Genomic DNA, 17,612 nt, shown 5'->3' with positions numbered 1-17,612 from the left:
GGCTATGCTCGCAAGCACAGCCGCATCTCCGCCGGTTGTCCTCGTCTTTTTTGTCGTCTTGTTGTCCCGTGCGTGTGCCACTCGCGCCATCGTGGTGTTGCTATGTGTGATTCCCTGCTTCCTGACCTGCCCCACTCGCCGCTCGTCGCTCAGGCTGCGGCGGCGCTGCGCGACGCGGGTTTTGCTGCCGTCACCGCGCACGGCGCCGGTGAGGATCCCGCTGCGGCTGCCGGCTCGCAGTCGGTGGCTCCCCTGCCGGAGTATCTCGTGGGGTGGGGTGTCGACTGGTCCGGGGCGCTCATCCCCGGGATTGTTGTCGTCGTCGCCAACGGCAGTGTCCCCGGCGGGCGGGAGTTGGTCCTGCTGGACGAGGCGCGGGACCTGTTCGGTACCCGCCGCCACGCGGTCGTCGATTCCCAGGGCGGCTGGTGGGTGGCGGGCAGCGGCCTGACAGAGTGTGCCGCCACCCCGGCCCCGCCCCGCTGGGGCGGCTGGTGGGTGCCGGGGCAGCTCCGGAGCACCACCCTGGCGCGCCATGCGCTCGCCGACCGGGCGGCGGTGGCGTATCGCCGCGCCTGGGAGGCTTCACGGTCGGCACCCCGGGCCCGTGCGGCTGCCGCAGCAGCGATGGCGCAGGACCCCGATGCGGCGTTCGGGGTGGTGGCCGGCACGCTGCCGGTGGGGGAGAAGACCCTCAACCGCGCGATCGCCGCGGCCCTGGAGGACGCCCAAGAGGCATGCGCCGCCGACCCCAGTGATGGCAGCGCGCCCGAAGGTGTGGGCGATGCGGCCCGTGACTCCGGCGGGGCGCAGGTCCAGGCCCGGACGCCTGCGCAGGTCCCGGTAGGTCTGCCGGCCCAGGCCCCCGTGCCGGCCTCCGCAACGGCGCGGCCGGCCTGGGGCGGGGAAGATGCAGTACTGCCTGCACCCCAGTGGGGTGCGCCCGCAGTGCCCTTGGTGCAGCTCGTGCGGCGCTTTGACCACCCCCTGGACGCCACCGGCGGCGAGTATCCAAGCATGCTGACGAACCTGCGCCCCACCAGCAGCGTGCGTGCGGGCGACGACGTTATCCTCCCGGGGGAAGTTGAGCCCGGCACGGGGCGGATTGTCTCCCAGCGGGATAGCTACGCCGGGCCCGCCTACCTCGTGGTCGCCCCCAGCGCGCCCACCAGCTCCTCGACGCCCGCTGCCGCAGCAGGCGCCGCGTCGCCGCCGGCGCCTGCCCGCGGCCCCGGGGTGGCCCCAGGCGACCTCATGGTGGCCGGCGGGCCCCGGCCCGTTGCGCACCTCGTGACGACGGCGGATGCGGGGAGAAAATTCTCCCGGCACTTCCTCTGCCTGCGCGGGCCGCAGGTGATCCTGCAACGGGTGTGGGCGTGGGTGAACTCCCCACGAGGATCCCACCTCGTGGCTGGGGCGACGGCGCCCCACCCACAGGGCAGTGTTGCCCAGCATGCGGCACTGCTGCAGGCGATCGCTATCCCGCCCGCCCTGGAGGAACTGCCCGCCGATCAGCTGCTGCGGGGAAGCGCTGAGGAGCGCCTGGCGCAGGGCGCGCACGGTGCACACAGCGGGCACGGCCTGCCCGGGGCGGACGCGTGGGCCCGATGGGAGGAGCTGCTGTGGCCGACGCACTGAACCGTCGTTTTACGCCGACGCCGACGTTCGCAGCGCTCGCGCTGGCGGCACTCTACGAGGAGCTGGATAAGCAGCCCCTGCGCGGCGTGAGTGCGCGGCGCCTGCGCGCCGTCGACGAACACCTCGCCGGGCCGGGGGCTGTGGCCGAGGCCTACCGGGCGGCCCACGCCCGGCACCGGGCCGGCCGCCCGGGGGACGACCACGAGCTGCTCCTCTGCGGGGAGGAGCACACCCGCCTGGCGGCGTGGGTGCTGGCCGGGCACGCCCGTAACTACCCCTCCAAGAAACTCCAGGGCCGGGTGCGTGCCACGACCTGGGATGCACTTGCCGCCGAGGGAATCACCCTCCCTGAGGACCAGCGGGCGGCCATCACTCCGGCCATCATCGGCTGGAGCCTCGCCGGCCAAGCCCACCGCTCTACCGGCGACATGGTCGTCCACTGGGCGCTCGACTACCCGGACGACACCATTGCCTGCGCCTACCACCAACTCACCAGCCACATCCTGTTCCTCGCGGAGCTGCCCCACGAGCAACGCAACGAAATCGCCCTCGGCGCGGTCCTCGTGCGCCTGCTAGGGCTGGTCGATGCTCTCGCCGGGTGGCCGGGGCGCTCTGCGGAAGCGACGAAAATCCTCAGCGATGCCTTCGGCGCGCAGGCAGGACCTGTGCGCCTGGCGTACTGGGAGAACTTCCTTGAGGTCGTGCACTTCCGCAACGCCTTCACCCACCTCAACAGCGGCGGGGACCCCTCCTACCTGGATGCGGTGCGGCACCTGGGGAAGGAGAGTGGCTGGCACAAAGTCGTCGACGCCGCCCGCCCCATTACTGCCTGGATGGGCGCGGCCATCGCGATGGAAACCCGCGCCGCCGACTCCGTGCCCCACACCAGCTGGGCCAAGGTCCACCACGACCTGCAGGAGTTCCTGCGCTAGTGCTGCGCCTCGCTGTGCCCCGGGGAGGGGCGCACACCCCGTGATGACGACCCCGTGAAAGAAAAAGAGGTGTCAGCGCCTCGCGCAGCGCGCTGTGGCGAGTCCTGCACGTCACGAGTCTCTCTCCGTGGGGAAGGAGCCGCCGAGACAGGCGATGAAGCCAAGAAATCCGCAGCCGATCGCCACTGCCTGCGGGAATGACAGGATGAGTGCGGTGGCGGAGGCTCCATAGGCAACCGTTCCGAGAGCAAACCACCAGGCGGCCGCTGTGGAGTGGCGATTAACCAAAGGGTGGTCTCCACGGCCGCTACGGGCGGCCGGTACCGCAGTGGCGCACAGCACGGTGCCGCACCCCATGATGACGATGGGAAAGAAGAGACTACCCACAATTCCTCAGCATCATAACGGTGGTCAGAACTACGCCGGCACGCGTGATTCGTGCCGCCTGACTGCGCAGTGCACCCAGCATCGGGCCATCCGCACAGCCATAGATGGCCACCACAGCGGAGGAGACAACAATTGGCTTCGCGTGATCACGGCGTGCGTGGTCCGGCCGACTACTCGATCCGCCACGAGGCACGTGTGTGACGGTGACGTTGCCCCGTGGGTGGCGTGTTTGACAAGCTAACGATGTGCTCAGAGCCTGTCAACAGTGTGTGGGACAGCACGTGGGAAAAGGCCTTTTCTACCCCCGGTTGGGGGATGTGTGAGCCGGTGTGGTGCCGCAAGGAATCCCCGCGCGTCACAACGGCGCGTGATGTCGTATCCCCCGGGCCCCAGACGTGCAGCGCCCCCGCGGGACCGCACGGCGAGGAGTTGCAATACACCAGGAGCCTGAAGCCTCCCCGGGGATCGGGGGTGTGCACACGGCGCTGCGGGCCGTGGTGTCGTGGGCGGTGTTGGGAGTACGTTCGCGCTGTTGTGTGGGGTGGTGGTGCTGCTCGGGGTGGTGTTCCTGCGTCGCCGTTGATAGTCGTCCGGTGGGTGCTGCGTGGGCGTGAGGGGTAGCAAGGACACCCGAAGAGCACATAGACTGCGCACACAGGCCACCACACCCGCCCTAGGCACCTTCACACACCGGTCGTGCTTCACTGCCGGGGTGCCCGTGCCGGGGTTTCGCCCGCCGGGGGTGTGGTCGCGTCCGCACACCGTCCTCGCTAGTCCAGGAATTCCGCCCGTTGTGACTTCTTCTTCCTCGTCTTCCCCCACGCCCCACGTTGTGCCGGGTGCTGCTGTCCTGCGGGCGCATGCAGGGGGTGCGCACACCCTGCGGGTGTTCGCACTGCGCACGGGCGTGGCGGTGGGGCTGTGCGCCCTGGGCGGGGTGCTCAGTGCCTGCGGGGGTGGGGGAACATCGACAGGGGCGTCCGCCCCGGGAGTCAGCACGAGCGCCCGTGAAGACACCGTGTTCGGGGAAGGAACCTACCGGGTGGGTGCTGAAATCCCCGTCGGCACCTACCAGGCAGCACAGCCCTTAGGGGACTGCCACTGGGAACGCCTCGGGGCCGCGGATGACGGCGTCGATAATATTGTGGCCCGCGGCGACGGCACCCAGCCCGTCGTGGTGACACTCCTGGCAAGTGATGTGGCGTTCCGATCCCACGGCTGTGGCGTGTGGGAACCCGTCCACGATCCTGCGGCAGCAACGGAACCCGCCCGGCCCACCAGCGCCGAAGAACCCGCACGGTCGGCGGTCCGCACCCCGACCGCCGACGGCCCCATCGGCATCGTCGGCAGCAATCCCCACGCCGCACCCCAAGTCCTCGTCGGCAAGGTCATTGAGCGCTGCCTCAATTCCCCTCGCGGCGGGGAATCCCCGGGGGCGACCCTGTTCACGGATGGGACGACCGGCTGGACGGCATGGTGCGAAGCCCGCCCGCACAACCCCGGCCACAGCCAGGGGACGGGTCAGACCCCGGCCCGCCCGGGCGGGCCCACCGTGGCCACGACACCGGCAACCCCTGCCGCCACCCCAGGTGCCGCCACCCCGACGACGAGCGCGTGGGCAACCAGCCCGTGGGCGACGACGCCCGCGCCGCCGACGGCCGTGCCGACACCCACCCCGGCCGACGATGACGATCCCTGGGCTGACGTGGACACCACGACGACCCAGTCGCCCGCCCAGGAGACGGTGCCCACCGTGGAGCCAACACCCGCACCGGACTCCAGTCCCGGAAATCCCAATCCCGGGGACCCCGGGACCACCCCGGGTGTCGGCGGCACTGGCCCCGTGCCGGGCACTGCTCCTGGGCCGGGGACTGACCCCGCACCACAGGACCCCGCAACAGCCGGCGGTGTCCAGCGCCCGCAGCCCCAGAACGAGCCACTCCCACCCGGGGACGGCCCGCAGGCCGGGGGTGACCCGCAGGAGAGCACTGGTGGGCGCGGCCCGCGCCCCGAGCCCGAGGCCCCTGCCCGCCCGGTGCGCGCACTCCCGGAGCAGCCGGACGTGCCAGCCGTCGCGCGAGCCGACGAGGATGTGGACGCCGACGCCGCCGGGGAGGATGCAGCACCCTAACGGGTTATGGATGGTGCGGCGTTGTGTCGTCGTGACACGAGGGGCCGGCATGACAGGAGTGCAGGATGACTCGTGAGTGGGCAGGTGGGCGTGCACGCGCGGGGCTTCAGCCAGAAAGCCCACGGCCCCGCGTCTCCACGGGGGAGTGCGGGGCCTGAAACGGCTGGCGCTGTCGCTTCCTCGCGTGAGGGGGTGCCTCTTCCTCTTTCCTCTTCGCGTTCGCCTGTGCGGGAGGTCTGTGCTGCGGGGGTTCGCTGCGAAGCCGCTGCGAGTCTGCTCGAAGCTGGCTCGATACTGAAGTATGTGAGTACGTATCTGTCGGCAGTACTTATCTGACGTACCTGTCGGTCTCGGGGCTGTATCTATATCTCTGCGTCGGCGCCGGGGGTGCTGCTGCGCGGGGTGATGCGGGCGCACAGGGCCTCCAGAGGGCCGCGCAGTGCGCGGGCACGGGCCACCCACGCCACCACCAGCAGCAGGGCTGCGTCGACGAAGAACCGCCACCAGGCCACACCCGGGCCAGCGGCGGCGGCCGCGGGGTACGCGGTGGCCTCATAGTCGGCGGCAGGATCCCCCGAGGAGGTGTACACGTCCGCCAGATCGGGGCGGCCGTGGGCGCGCCAATAGGCGCCCACCAGGTCGTAGGTGCTGCGCTCCGCGCGCTCGCCAATGGCGAGCACCTCCCTCAAGTCTTTCGCTGCGAGCAGCTCCTCACGGGTCTGTTCCGCGAGGGTGGGAAGACCATCGACGGCGGTGAGATCATTCGGCACGGGGGTTTCGATGGTGTCCATCCAGGTGTTTGCGGTCGCCACGGTGCGCTGCCCGAGAGACAGCACCACGGCCATCTCCTTCGGCGTCATGTCGTGCGCGGGAATGGCGTCCAGCCGCTGCCGCAGCAGCCCCAGGAACTGCTCGTACTGGGAGTTCTCCAGCGCGGCATCCTCGTCGTCGGTGTAGTACCAGACGGGGTCGATGGGCTCCTGCACGCTGACATCCTCGGAGTTGGCAACCACGACACCCTCGGAGTTGAGAACCAGGTCGTTGGGCGTCAACGCGATGACGGCCTGCACGATGATGGTGTGCAGCACGAACAAGGAGGCGGCCATCGCGCCGACCTGCACCAGCAGCGGCCGCGTCGGGGGATTCTCCCCGTCCGCGGCGTCGGCGGATGGCGCAGTGCGGCGAGGCGTGCGCGCCAGGAGTGCCGCAGCTACTCCCAGCACGCCGAGGGCAATTGCTCCCTCAAGAACAAGATCCGGCACGCCACCGCTCCCGGGCAGGTAGGCGACGAAACCGCGGGCGTAGCCATACGGGGTGGAGTGGAATGCCTCCGCGAGGCGCTGGAAGCCGGTACTGGCCGCCACGCTCGCACCGGCGGAGGTCAGCAGCAGGCCCGCCTTCGCGGCCACGGCCACCACGCCGAGCGGCACCGCCCAGCGGGCGAAGCGCGACCACGCCGCAGGGTCCTCCACCGACGTGCCGGTGGCGGACGATGCGGAATGCTCAGCCTCGTCCGCGTCGCCGGCGTCACGACCGGCCCCCACACCGGGGAGCAACCCCCGGGACAGCACCACGCCCGCCGGCATCAGTGCCAGCCAGGTCGTGTGGCCGTAGTTCTGCGCCGAGGTGTCCAGCTGGAACAGGTTCGCCACGTTACTCATCACCGAGGCGTCGCCCAGTGCGGTGAGCGCCCACACGATGAGCACCCCGCAGCCGAGGAGGAGCAGCACCCGACGGGACAGTGGCAGAAGCAGCGTCGTGAACGCCAAGGCCACACCGATGGTGAAGAACGGCAGACCGCCAGTGACAAACACGCTGCCCACCAGACCGACCACCACGAGGCTGATCGCCGCCCACATGACGGCCACGTAGCCGCGTGCGCGGGCCCAGCGGTCAGCCACCCAGCCCAGCGAGAGCGCCGCCAGTGCCGTCGGCACCCCGGACAGCAGCGTCCACACTGCCGGCACTACGTCGCCCGCGGTCTGCAGGTACACCGCCAACAGCAGGGCCACGCCCAGGCCCTACAGGGGCGGGGTCATACTGTGCCTCATCGCGTCACTCCTGTCGGCGGGGCGGTCAGTCGCGGGCCGCGCGGGCCCGGGAGTGGGATGCGGGGGGGAACATGGTGATACCTCCATAGAAGGGGGGAAGAAGATCGACAAGATCAACACGGGGATGGTGCACGATAACGACACCGCAGCGATGGGCGCCACCAGTGACATGAGCGATGGGCACCGCCAGTCAGCTGGGAACCAACCGCCACCGGCGCTGCCGTGGCGACCACCGTCTGCGAAAAGCGACAGCGGTTGTCGTGGCACCCACCCTAGCGGCCTACAAGCGGGCGCGCAGCCGTATGCACCTGCGGCGATGAGTGGGGGAGTGGAGGTCTGTGGGTGCGGTGTGACCTGGCGGGTGCCGGGCTGTGATGCTGCTCGGCCGGGTTGCTCGGCAGGTGCGCAAGTGGTTTAATGCTTGGGTTGCTTCCAACAGGTCGCGTGGTGCGTGCAGTTTCCGGCACCCCGCGCGAGACCCTCCGGCACACCCCACACCGTGAGTGTGCGGTCGTATCTGTCCGGTGCCGCTGCGGCGGAGTTGTTGAGGCCAACGTTTTCAAGACCGCGCGTGTTCAGGACGGAAATCTGACGCGCATACAACCACCAGGTCAGGAGACCCATGATTCAGCAGGAATCGCGTCTGCGGGTTGCCGACAACACTGGTGCACGAGAGATTCTGTGCATCCGCGTTCTCGGCGGCTCCACCCGACGCTTCGCTGGTATCGGTGACGTCATCGTCGCCACCGTGAAGGAAGCCACCCCGGGCGGCAACGTCAAGGCTGGCGAGATCGTCAAGGCTGTCGTCGTTCGCGCGAAGAAGGAAACCCGTCGTGCCGACGGCTCCTACATCCGCTTCGACGAGAACGCTGCCGTCATCATCAAGAACGACAACGAGCCCAAGGGCACCCGTATCTTCGGCCCCGTCGCTCGTGAGCTTCGCGACAAGAAGTTCATGAAGATCGTTTCGCTGGCACCGGAGGTTATCTAAATGAAGATCCACAAGGGCGATATGGTCCTCGTCATCTCCGGCCCGGACAAGGGTGCTAAGGGTAAGGTCATTCAGGCGTTCCCGAAGACCGAGAAGGTCCTCGTCGAAGGTGTGAACCGCATCAAGAAGCACGTTGCCAACTCCGCCCCCGAGCGTGGCGCTGAGTCCGGCGGCATCGTGACCCAGGAAGCCCCCATCCACGTGTCGAACGTGATGGTTCTGGACTCCGACGGCAACCCCACCCGCGTGGGCTACCGTGTGGATGAGAACGGCAAGCGCGTTCGTATCTCCCGCCGCAACGGGAAGGACATCTAACATGAGCGAGAACTACACTCCGCGTCTGAAGACCCGCTACCGCGAGGAAATCCGCGCGAACCTCAACAAAGAGTTCGGCTACGACAACGTCATGCAGATCCCCGGCGTGACCAAGGTCGTCGTCAACATGGGTGTCGGCGACGCTGCCCGCGACTCCAAGCTCATCAACGGCGCACTCGAGGACCTGACCCTCATCACCGGTCAGAAGCCGCAGATGCGTCGCGCGAAGAAGTCCATCGCTAACTTCAAGCTGCGTGAGGGCATGCCGATCGGCGCCCGCGTCACCCTGCGTGGCGACCGCATGTGGGAGTTCCTCGACCGTCTCCTGACTGTCGCTCTCCCGCGTATTCGTGACTTCCGCGGCCTGTCTGATCAGCAGTTCGACGGCCACGGTAACTACACCTTCGGCCTGAACGAGCAGACCATGTTCTACGAAATCGACGTGGACAAGGTTGATCGTCCGCGCGGTATGGACATCACCGTGGTCACCACCGCCACCAACGACGATGAGGGTCGTGCGCTGCTCCGCGAGCTGGGCTTCCCCTTCAAGAAGTAAATACTTCGTCACTCACCCCATGAGGTGAGGAGATTCGGCCCCGGCTGCACAGTGTGCGCCGGGGTTTCGTCGTGCCTGGGGTGTGTTGGCGCGAGGGGCGGGGCGTTGCGTGCGTGGCGTGGCACGTGGGGTAGTACGCCGGCGCGTTCGGGCAGGTTCAAGGGGGAAGCGGCGGGGGTGGCGGGTCCCTCGCGCGTGGGGAGCAGGCGAGGGGTGGTGTTAGAGTGTGCGGCGTCAGCGCCACCGCGCTGACCTCGCAGGCGGTCGACGATGCGGCCTGTGGGGCGAGCCCACTGGAAAGGTGAATCCCGCCGTGGCGACCTATGAATTCTTCCCCGGTGAACCTCTGCCCGCTGACGCATGCAGCCGGCGCCCGGCGTCGGGTACGCGTACGGGTGCGTCGCGGCGGATGCTGGGCGTGGTGGCAGCACTCTGCTGTGTTGCCACGGTTTCTGGCTGCGCCTACGCGGAACTCTTGCCGACGCCGCCCGGGGGCACGATCTACGCACCAGGGGCCGGTGGTGGCCCAGAATGGGAGGCTGAACCGATGAACCCACTCGATCGCGATTGGGGTGGCGAGATGCTCGCCGACGTGACGGCGGCGGAGAACTTCGCCGAGTGCGCGCAAGGGGAGGAGTCCGCCAGTGCGGTGGATCCCGCATGGACGGATGCGGTGCCCGGCCTGCGGGTGGGGGATGCCGCACCCGTCGTGGCTGACGTCGTCGAGTGGGGGACTGAGCTGGATCGTGATGATTCGTCCTCGCCCCGCTGGGCGGAAGTGCCCCGCGCCGAGGTCTTCAGCCTTGCCTCTCGCGCCCGCTATGCCATTGCGGAGGCCACCCTCTTCGGCTTTGCTGAGCGCCCCACCCCCGGTGAGAGCGCACCCGCCTTCGTGGAGATGCTGGGCCAGGATCCGCAACGCGCGGAATTCGATGCGTGCAACACCAGCTTCCACGTTGCGGTGCCCGCCGAGGTGGAGTACCTCGTCGTCACTGTCGGCTACGATTTCGCGCCCGAGTCCGATCTGCGGGTAGGCGACGTGGTGCAGAGCAGCTACTTCCTCAAGCTCGTCTAGTCGTCGGCTGTTTTCTGCGAGGGTGCGGGGCGGACACCGGTCGTGTGTGCACCCTGCGCCCCCAGATGGGGGTAGCGCGTGGGGGTGGGGTGCGCCTTCGCGTGGGCTGTGCCTCTGGGGTGGCGTGCGGGGAAACTCCTCGTCCGTGCTGGCTGCACATCTGATGTGGGGAACAGTGTGCTGTGAGGGTGGCCGGCTGCCGATTGGTGTGTGTTGTGGGTCTCTATGGGCTGGTGATAGCTTGGTCACAATATTGTCCGGTCCTGGTCCGTTCGGCAGGTCCGCACAGACGACGACACGGCGCGTGCGACGAGCTGCCCCGCGCCGCACACGACAGAAGGAGGGCGGATGGCCACGCTGCGTGCCCGCACCACCCGCGCCTTCGTCGCGGACTACTTCCTGTCACACCTGGGCTACTTCGCCATCATGCCGCTGCTCGCGGTGTGGCTGCCGGACAGCTACGGCCCTGTGTACTCGGCATGTGCGCTGGCAGCCTTCGGGGTGTCCGTGCGCGCCAGTGTGCTGCTGCTGGGCTCGGTGTTGTCCCGGGTGCCCTACGCCTGGTCGATGACCGTCGGCCTACTGCTCGCCGGATGCTCCTTCCTGCTGCTCAGCATGGACGTCCCCGCAGTAGTTGTCGTGGTGGCGTTGATGCTCGCCGGCGCGGGTATCAACTGCAACGGCTCCGCCGTGCGGCTGTACGTGGCTGACACTGTGCCTGACGCGGACGCCAAGCTCGCGGTGTTCAGTGCTATCAACGTCGCGGTCAACGTGGCGGCCGGCGTCGGGCCCGTCGTGGGCAACATCGTCTTCGGCCACGGCCAATCGGTCATTTTCCTCGGCGCGGGCTGCTGCTACCTGCTCGCGGCAGCCGTTCCGGTGCTCGTGCTGGGCACCCACGCCCGCCCCACCCCCAGCCAGACGCGACCGTCGTTCGTGCGGGATGTGTTGGGGTCGTTCCGCTCGCGGGCGGTCCTCGCGGTCGCTGCGGCCGTGTTCGCCGGCTACATCCTCTACGGGCAGCTGTTCTCCTCCATCGCGGTCGCGGTGCACGACGCCTACGACAATCCGCTGCTGCGGGGCGCGGTGTACGCAATTAATGCGATCGCGGTCATCGTGCTGCAACCCGTCGCGACGGCCGTCTCTTCGCGGGCGCGCGCCCGGGGTATCAGCCACGGCTACCAGCTGCTCGCCTCCCCACTGGTGTTCGTCCTCGCGGTGCTCCTCATTGCGGTGCAGCCCTTCATCGCCATCGTCGTGTTTTCCTTCGCGGAGGCCTTGTTCATCCCCATGGTCGACGCCACCATGCTGTCGATGCCGTTCCCGACGTCCATGAGTGCCGTCCAGGGCCGCCAGCTGGTGGTCGCCCTCGGGGAAGGCACCGGCATGGCCCTCGGTGTGGCGGTCCTCCCGGTGTGGATTGCGGCCGGCTGCGTCGCTCTCCTCCTCGTCGCAGCGCTGGTGGGTCGACGATCCTTGGCGGTGCAGGCACCCGCCTAAGCAGCCGCCTCTTCTGTCACCGGTAGCCGGACAAGCGCGTACGCCGCACGCACCTTGCGTCACAGTGGCGTCACGCGCGGTAACCGCCGTCGTCGTCTTTACCTCTTTTCCTCTTCTTAACTTCCTTCTTCCGCCCGCGGCTGTGCGCGCCCGTGCCTTCGCAGTCGTTCATCACAGGAGTTGTTGCTTGATGTGTCCTCCCACCACACCCACCAGTGCCGGGGCGTCCCCCGCGTCCACTGCCATGCCCACTGCTGCATCTGGTGCTGCCTCGGCTGCGGGGTCTGATCCGTTGCTCGTGGTCATGCTCGGGTACAACCACGAAGCCCTCGAGATGCTGCAGGCGGCCGACACCCCGTTCCGGGTCATCGTCGCCGAAGAAGAAGCCTTGTTCACCAAGAAGGGGTTAGCGGCGCGCAGCCAGGGGCTCGACCTCATTGAGCGGTGGATGTGGTGCGAGTACCAGCGCGACGACACCGACGTCCGCCGCTTGGCCGCGCAGCTGCGGGAGGAGTACCCCGACGCCGGCCGGGGGACCGCGGTGGCTGCGGTGCTCCCCGGGCTCGAGTACGCCGTGGCCCCCGCCAACACCCTGGCAGCACTACTCGGCCTGCGGTGCGTGGCCCCCGGCGTGCTGGCAGAGACCCAGGCTACTGCCGCGCAGGCCGCGGCGACCGTGGGCGCGCTGACCAACAAGCTGCAGTTCCGTACGCACGTCGGCGGTCCACGGTGGGTGCAGGTGCACAGCGTCGACGACCTGCTGCCCCCGCCCTGCGTGCTCAAGCCGGCGGACCGGCAGGCCAGTGTGGGGGTGTCCCTCATCCACACCCCGGAGGACATCCCGGCCGCCTGGGAGCACACCACCTCCGCGGCGGAGCCGCTGCAGGACGCCTCCCGCGACACCCACGGCACCTACATGTGTGAAGAGCTCCTCACCGGGCAGGAGTACTCCGTCGAATGCCTCGTCATCGACGGCACGCCCCGCTGGATGAACGTCACGGAGAAAACCACCGCCGGGGTCGTGGAACTCGGGCACACCGTGGCGCGCACCTACCCGGAGGTGGAGGCCGCCATGCGGCACCTGATTGATGCGCTGCAGCTCGCGGACCAGCACTCCACGGTGCTGCTCCACGCCGAATTCATTGGCACGACCCCCGTGGAGTGCGCCGGCCGCCCGCCGGGCGACCGCATCGCCCGGCTCATCAGCCGGGCGTGGGGATTCAACCTCTACGAGGCGTGGGCCCGGGCCCTGTGCGGGCTGCCCGTCGACCTGCCCCGCACAGCCGACGGGGAGGCCGCCATCCGTTTCCTCTTCGGCCCGCCCGGCATCGTCACCGCAGTCCACGACCCCTCCGGGCGGGCGGTCATCACCGCCCAGCCGGGGACGGTGCTGCGGCCGGTGACCTCCTCCTGGGAGCGGGCCGGCTTCGTGGAGGCCGACAGCGCTGCCGAGGCCTTTCGCCTGGCCGCCGGGGTGCGATTCAGCACGAGCACCGAGGTGGTGGTGTACTTCAACCACCGCCGCACCCCCGTGGAATACGGGGAAGCATTCGCCGCGCACCCGGGCGCGGTGCTGCTCACCGACGGGGCGACGCAGCCCGCCGGTGTAGTCGACGTCGTGCGCGTTGATACTGCCGATGCGGAGGCTGTGCGGGCTGCCCTCGCAGACCTGGAGCGCCGCTACGACATCCGCGGGGTCGTCACCTTCAGCGACCGCGACGTCGCCATGGTGGCCCGCGTCGCCCACGAGCGTGGCCTGCCCGGGCCTACGCCGGAGGCCGCCCACAAGGCACGCAACAAGTACGCCATGCGTCAAGCGGTCCGCGCACTCGACCCCGAGGCAGTGCCGGATTGCCGCCTCGTGGACAGCGCCGACACGCTGGATAAGATCCTGGGCGATGCCGCGTGGGCGTACCCCTGTGTGATGAAACCGGTGGACTCGTCCGGCTCCCGGGGCTTCCACCTCGTCGACTCGCCGGCGGACGCCCGCGCCGCCTGGGCCGCATGGCCGGGGCCGATGGTGATCGAGGAACTCCTCACCGGCACGGAGCACTCCGCCGAAGGCTACGTCGCAGACGGCCGCATCCACCTGCTCGGAGTGACGGATAAGACGACCGAGCCGGTCCACCGGCTCGAAATCGGCCAGGTGTTTCCCTCCGCAACACCCGGCATTGAGCAGGACGTGTGGCCACTCGTGGAGACCACGGTGCGGGCCACCGGCATCGACAACTGCGCCTTCCACCTGGAGTTCTTCCGCACTCCCGATCGTAGGGTCCGCCTCGTGGAGATCGCCGCCCGCCCCGGCGGCGACTTCATCGCCTCCCACCTCGTGCCCCTGACGACGGGGGTGTCCTTTGCCGAGGACGTCATCCGCATCGCTACCGGTAGCACCCCCAGCGGGGCGCGCCCCCGCGACGGCTATGTCGCCGCCACCGTCAAGCTCCACACGGCGGAGACCGGGGTGCTCCGGAGCGTCGGCCCCCTGCCGCCGAGCCCCGCCATCGTGGAGGTGATCCACCACGCCCACCCCGGTGACCGCATCACGCAGCCGCCCGCAGACACCATCAGCCCCATCATCGCGGAAGTCATCCTCGTGGCGGGCAGCCACGAGGAGCTGGCGGAGGAGGTGGCGCGGCTCCGCGCCGTCGACATCGTCGTCGACAGCGATACCCCCGCAGCCGCTACCCCGTGAGCTGTCGCCGCGGCACTGTCAGCACCACCCACCCGAGGAGGATTGGAGCAATGAGTACCCACCCGACGCCCGCACCCGGTGCGCCCACGGGCGCACCCCCGACCGGGCCCCGCACCGTGGTCGTCGTCGGCGCGCAGCCCCGCATGGCCCACGGCCAACACCAGCTCGGGATGCTGCGGGCCGCCGCCGCGGACCTTGGCGTCCGCCTCGTGGAGCTCAGCAGCGATGCGGTGCGTGCCGCCGTCGCCGGCGGCGGGTCCTGCGCGCCGCTGCCCGCCGGCGACCTGGGGTACGTGTGCTTCCGGGAAGACCACACCCTCGATACGGCACGGCTCGACCCGCGCGGCAACGACCCGGATGCCGTCGCCTGCATCCGTAAAAAAGACCGGGCGCGCGCAGTCCTGCGGGCCGCAGGGCTCGACCAGCCGTTGACCGGCCACGCCCCGGAGGACGTACCCGGCCCCTGGGTGGTGAAACCCGTGGAAGGATCCGGCAGCCGCGGGGTGAGCATCCACCACGACGCCGCCGGCGCCCGCCGGGCACTCGCCGCCACCCCCGGCTCCTTCGTCGAAAGCTTCGTGGAGGGGCAGGAATTCTCCGTGGAAGGTTTCCTCCACGACGGGCAGCTCACCGTCTTCGGCGTCACCGACAAACACCTCGATGCCGCGGGCATCGTCGAGCTCGGCCACGAGTACCCCGCCCGGCGGGTCGCCGCCAGTGAGGCCGCCATTGTTGCGGCGCTGCGCCGCGCGGTGAGCGCCTGGGGCCTGCGGGCCGGCATCGTCCACGCCGAAGGCTGGGTGACCCCGGACGGGCGGATCATCCTCGGGGAGGCCCACGTCCGCCCCGGCGGGGATTTCATCCACCTCCTCGTCAGCGCAGTCCACGGCGACAACATCTTCCGCCCCCTCGTCGCCGCCGCGGCGGGCGTGCCTACGCCACCATTCCCTGGTCAACAGCAGGGAGTGCGGGCCGCGGTCCGTTATCTCACCGCCCGGCCCGGCACCGTGGCACACATCCACGGGGTGCAGGAGGCGCTGCGCAGCCCCGGCATCATTGCCGGCAGCGTGGACCTGGCCCCCGGGGACACGATCGCCACGGCCACGGACTCCACCGGCCGCATCGGCTGCCTCGTCGCCCGGGCCACCGGCGGGCAGGACCCGCAGGTGGTGCTCGACCGGGCGCTCGCGCACATCCGCATCGACTACGCCGCCCCCTGACATACCCAGGGTGCACCCCGCGGGGGTAGGGGAGTCTCCCACAGGGGTGGGGGAGAAACCCGCACGGCCGGTGCGGGTGACGCTGCCCACGGCGCTGCGGGAGGTAATTTCTGCTGCTCATAGGGGGTGGGGGATTGCCCCTAGGGGTTGCGGCGGGGTGAGTGGTGGTGCTTAAGTGGAGGTCATCCCACGACCCGTCACCCCCACGCCGCCGGCCCTGTGCCCTGTGCCCTGTGCCGCGCAGGGGCGTGACGGCTGTCGTGTTGTCGTCCTGATGTTCGTGCGCAGGTGACCGCGCGCATGATGAGTTTCCTTCCCCCAAGGGTGTTCCTATGTCCGATGCTTCCTCCTCCGCTTCGTCCCGCACGAAGAAACCGCGCCGCAAAGGTGCCCTCATCGCCGCTGGTGCTGCCGCGCTGCTGCTGCTCGGCGGCGGCGGGTTCTACGCCCTGACGGGCGACTCGGCGCCCGCGCTGCTCGCGAGCGACGTGCGGGTCGTCGGCCAGAAGGACGTGGCCAGCCGTATCCCCGCCAACGGCACCATCGAGTCCGCCCGCAGCGTCACCCTCTTCACCACCTTGAGCGGCCCGGTGGAGGCCCTCAACGTCGCCGTCGGCGACCGGGTGGGCCCCGGCCAGGAGGTCGCCCGCATCGACGTCTCCAACCTGCAGCAGGAACTCGACCAAAAACTCGCCTCCGAAGCCCAGAGCCTGACCGGGGCGATGAACCAGGTCGAGGACGCGCAGAACCAGTACAACCAGCTGCGCGCCACCCTGGACGCGGGCCTCAACGCGGAGCTCAACTCGGCGGCCGCCGCGCAGCGGCAGGCCGAGGAGGCGTTCACGGAGGCGCAGCAGAACTTCGACTTCGCGCAGCAGCGCGCCCAGCTGGGCCGCAACCAGCAGCTCGTGGCGGGTGCCGCGGCCGTCGATGACGCCCGCAACCAGGTCATCAGCGCCGGTATTGCCGCCGGTCGCGCCGCCAACCAGACGCTGGCGACGGCACTCGCCGGCACGGAAGAGGCCGGTGCCGCGCGCATCCCCGTCAACATCACCGACACGCTGGCGAACCTCGAATCCGCCAACGGCATGGACCAGGCCGTCGACAACCTCGCCAAGCAGCAGGCCGCCTACACTGACGCCCTCGCCGAGGTGGACAAGTCGCTCGCGGACGCGCAGCGCAGCGTGGCTGCCGCCTTCGCCGCGAAAAACGACGCCGACCGCGCCTACCAGGCCGCAGAACTCAGCGTGCAGCAGCAGCTCGCCACCCGCGCGACCGCCGTCGACCAGGCTGAGCGCAACGCCAACATCACCCGCACCGTCAGCGGCGCAGGCACCGAAGGCCTGAAGATGGACATCAACCGCTCCACCGTCACCGCACCCCTGGGCGGCGTCGTCACCGAGGTCGTCGCCGAACAAGGCAAGCCCGCCACCGGAACCCTGCTCACCATCGCCGACGACAAGCAGCTGAAGATCACCGCCACTCTGCGGGAATCCGACGCCGCCGGCGTCAAGCCCGGCCAGAAAGTCACCTTCACCACCCCGTCGACTGGGGCGAAGGAATTCACCGGCACCGTTCATAAGGTGAGCACCGTCGCCGCCAAGCCCACCGGCGAAGGCACCGCCGAGGCGAAGAAAGCCCAGTTCCCCGTCGAGATCACCATCGACGGCTCCCCCGAGGGCCTCCGGCTGGGCGGCAGCGCCAAGCTGCGCATCATCACCTCCAGCGCGAAGGATGTGCTCGCGGTGCCCCGCACCGCCATCGACACCGACGGCGAGCACCCGGTCGTCTACGTCGCCGTGGAGCGCGACGGCCACACCCTCGTCGAAGCCCGCGACGTCACCCTCGGCGAGGGCAACGACACCGAAGTCGCCATCACTGCCGGCCTCGGCGCCGGCGACATCGTGCTCACCAACGCCACCAGCGCCAAGCCGCTGGCGGGCACGCCCGTGACGCTGCCCCCGCTCGACGCCGAACCCGCACAGCCTTAAACGCCCCCGGGAACACTCACGCACCGGGCGTCGCCGCCCCCTGACCGCACCCCTCCTCGTCGGCGCCCCTCGACGTCGAGAAAAGGACGTTTCACCCACCGTGACTTCGACATCTCCCCCCACCCACACCAGC

General features: G+C 69.5%; 12 protein-coding genes. 11 read left to right on the top strand and 1 reads right to left on the bottom strand.

Annotated elements, in window-relative coordinates; genetic code table 11:
• Positions 1–102: 102 nt before the first annotated feature.
• From C1Y63_RS05470 to C1Y63_RS05460, 3 genes are all read left to right on the top strand, one after another.
• Entirely contained in the window at positions 103–1,638 is a 1,536-nt protein-coding gene (locus C1Y63_RS05470) for a hypothetical protein (RefSeq protein ID WP_106015457.1), read from the top strand.
• On the top strand, positions 1,623–2,570 hold the full coding sequence (locus tag C1Y63_RS12675) for a hypothetical protein (RefSeq protein WP_158256093.1): 948 nt from the start codon (positions 1,623–1,625) through the stop codon (positions 2,568–2,570). Before C1Y63_RS05470 ends, C1Y63_RS12675 begins: the two co-directional genes overlap by 16 nt.
• Before the next feature lie 1,180 nt (positions 2,571–3,750).
• Positions 3,751–5,088 (top strand): hypothetical protein, encoded by a 1,338-nt coding sequence (locus C1Y63_RS05460; protein ID WP_146128871.1) that lies wholly within the window; start codon positions 3,751–3,753, stop codon positions 5,086–5,088.
• 362 nt (positions 5,089–5,450) lie between these two features.
• Here C1Y63_RS05460 and C1Y63_RS05455 read toward each other — a convergent pair whose 3' ends face one another.
• Entirely contained in the window at positions 5,451–7,100 is a 1,650-nt protein-coding gene (locus tag C1Y63_RS05455; protein ID WP_106015455.1) for a hypothetical protein, read from the bottom strand.
• A 661-nt stretch (positions 7,101–7,761) separates the two neighbouring features.
• On the opposite strand from C1Y63_RS05455, the gene rplN reads away from it, so the two are divergent.
• From rplN to C1Y63_RS05415, 8 genes are all read left to right on the top strand, one after another.
• Entirely contained in the window at positions 7,762–8,130 is a 369-nt protein-coding gene (gene rplN / locus C1Y63_RS05450) for a 50S ribosomal protein L14 (RefSeq protein WP_075724736.1), read from the top strand.
• Positions 8,131–8,445, top strand: a complete 315-nt coding sequence (gene rplX / locus C1Y63_RS05445) for a 50S ribosomal protein L24 (protein WP_106015454.1) — start codon at positions 8,131–8,133, stop codon at positions 8,443–8,445.
• A 1-nt stretch (position 8,446) separates the two neighbouring features.
• On the top strand, positions 8,447–9,001 hold the full coding sequence (gene rplE / locus C1Y63_RS05440; RefSeq protein ID WP_106015453.1) for a 50S ribosomal protein L5: 555 nt from the start codon (positions 8,447–8,449) through the stop codon (positions 8,999–9,001).
• A gap of 547 nt (positions 9,002–9,548) precedes the next feature.
• Positions 9,549–10,076, top strand: coding sequence for a hypothetical protein (locus C1Y63_RS05435; protein WP_106015452.1), 528 nt, complete (start codon positions 9,549–9,551; stop codon positions 10,074–10,076).
• Between the two features lie 348 nt (positions 10,077–10,424).
• On the top strand, positions 10,425–11,576 hold the full coding sequence (locus tag C1Y63_RS05430; RefSeq protein ID WP_106015451.1) for an MFS transporter: 1,152 nt from the start codon (positions 10,425–10,427) through the stop codon (positions 11,574–11,576).
• A 244-nt stretch (positions 11,577–11,820) separates the two neighbouring features.
• Positions 11,821–14,268 carry an ATP-grasp domain-containing protein gene (locus C1Y63_RS05425; RefSeq protein WP_146128870.1) on the top strand — a complete coding sequence of 816 codons (2,448 nt, stop codon included), beginning with the start codon at positions 11,821–11,823 and terminating at the stop codon, positions 14,266–14,268.
• Positions 14,269–14,318: 50 nt separating this feature from the next.
• Positions 14,319–15,488 carry an ATP-grasp domain-containing protein gene (locus C1Y63_RS05420; protein ID WP_106015449.1) on the top strand — a complete coding sequence of 390 codons (1,170 nt, stop codon included), beginning with the start codon at positions 14,319–14,321 and terminating at the stop codon, positions 15,486–15,488.
• Between the two features lie 332 nt (positions 15,489–15,820).
• Positions 15,821–17,479 carry an HlyD family efflux transporter periplasmic adaptor subunit gene (locus tag C1Y63_RS05415; protein WP_106015448.1) on the top strand — a complete coding sequence of 553 codons (1,659 nt, stop codon included), beginning with the start codon at positions 15,821–15,823 and terminating at the stop codon, positions 17,477–17,479.
• The last annotated feature ends 133 nt before the right edge of the window (positions 17,480–17,612 follow it).

Source organism: Corynebacterium sp. 13CS0277 (assembly GCF_002994655.1).
In the GTDB taxonomy this organism is placed as follows: domain Bacteria; phylum Actinomycetota; class Actinomycetes; order Mycobacteriales; family Mycobacteriaceae; genus Corynebacterium.
This window is presented reverse-complemented; position numbering and strand designations above follow the sequence as displayed.

What these genes read in the sequence shown, in the direction of transcription:
- C1Y63_RS05415 (WP_106015448.1), top strand. Translation starts at nt 15,821, where the DNA reads ATGTCCGATGCTTCCTCCTCCGCTTCGTCCCGCACGAAGAAACCGCGC.
- rplE (WP_106015453.1), top strand. Translation starts at nt 8,447, where the DNA reads ATGAGCGAGAACTACACTCCGCGTCTGAAGACCCGCTACCGCGAGGAA.
- C1Y63_RS05425 (WP_146128870.1), top strand. Translation starts at nt 11,821, where the DNA reads ATGCCCACTGCTGCATCTGGTGCTGCCTCGGCTGCGGGGTCTGATCCG.
- C1Y63_RS05435 (WP_106015452.1), top strand. Translation starts at nt 9,549, where the DNA reads ATGAACCCACTCGATCGCGATTGGGGTGGCGAGATGCTCGCCGACGTG.
- C1Y63_RS05430 (WP_106015451.1), top strand. Translation starts at nt 10,425, where the DNA reads ATGGCCACGCTGCGTGCCCGCACCACCCGCGCCTTCGTCGCGGACTAC.
- rplX (WP_106015454.1), top strand. Translation starts at nt 8,131, where the DNA reads ATGAAGATCCACAAGGGCGATATGGTCCTCGTCATCTCCGGCCCGGAC.
- rplN (WP_075724736.1), top strand. Translation starts at nt 7,762, where the DNA reads ATGATTCAGCAGGAATCGCGTCTGCGGGTTGCCGACAACACTGGTGCA.
- C1Y63_RS05420 (WP_106015449.1), top strand. Translation starts at nt 14,319, where the DNA reads ATGAGTACCCACCCGACGCCCGCACCCGGTGCGCCCACGGGCGCACCC.
- C1Y63_RS05470 (WP_106015457.1), top strand. Translation starts at nt 103, where the DNA reads ATGTGTGATTCCCTGCTTCCTGACCTGCCCCACTCGCCGCTCGTCGCT.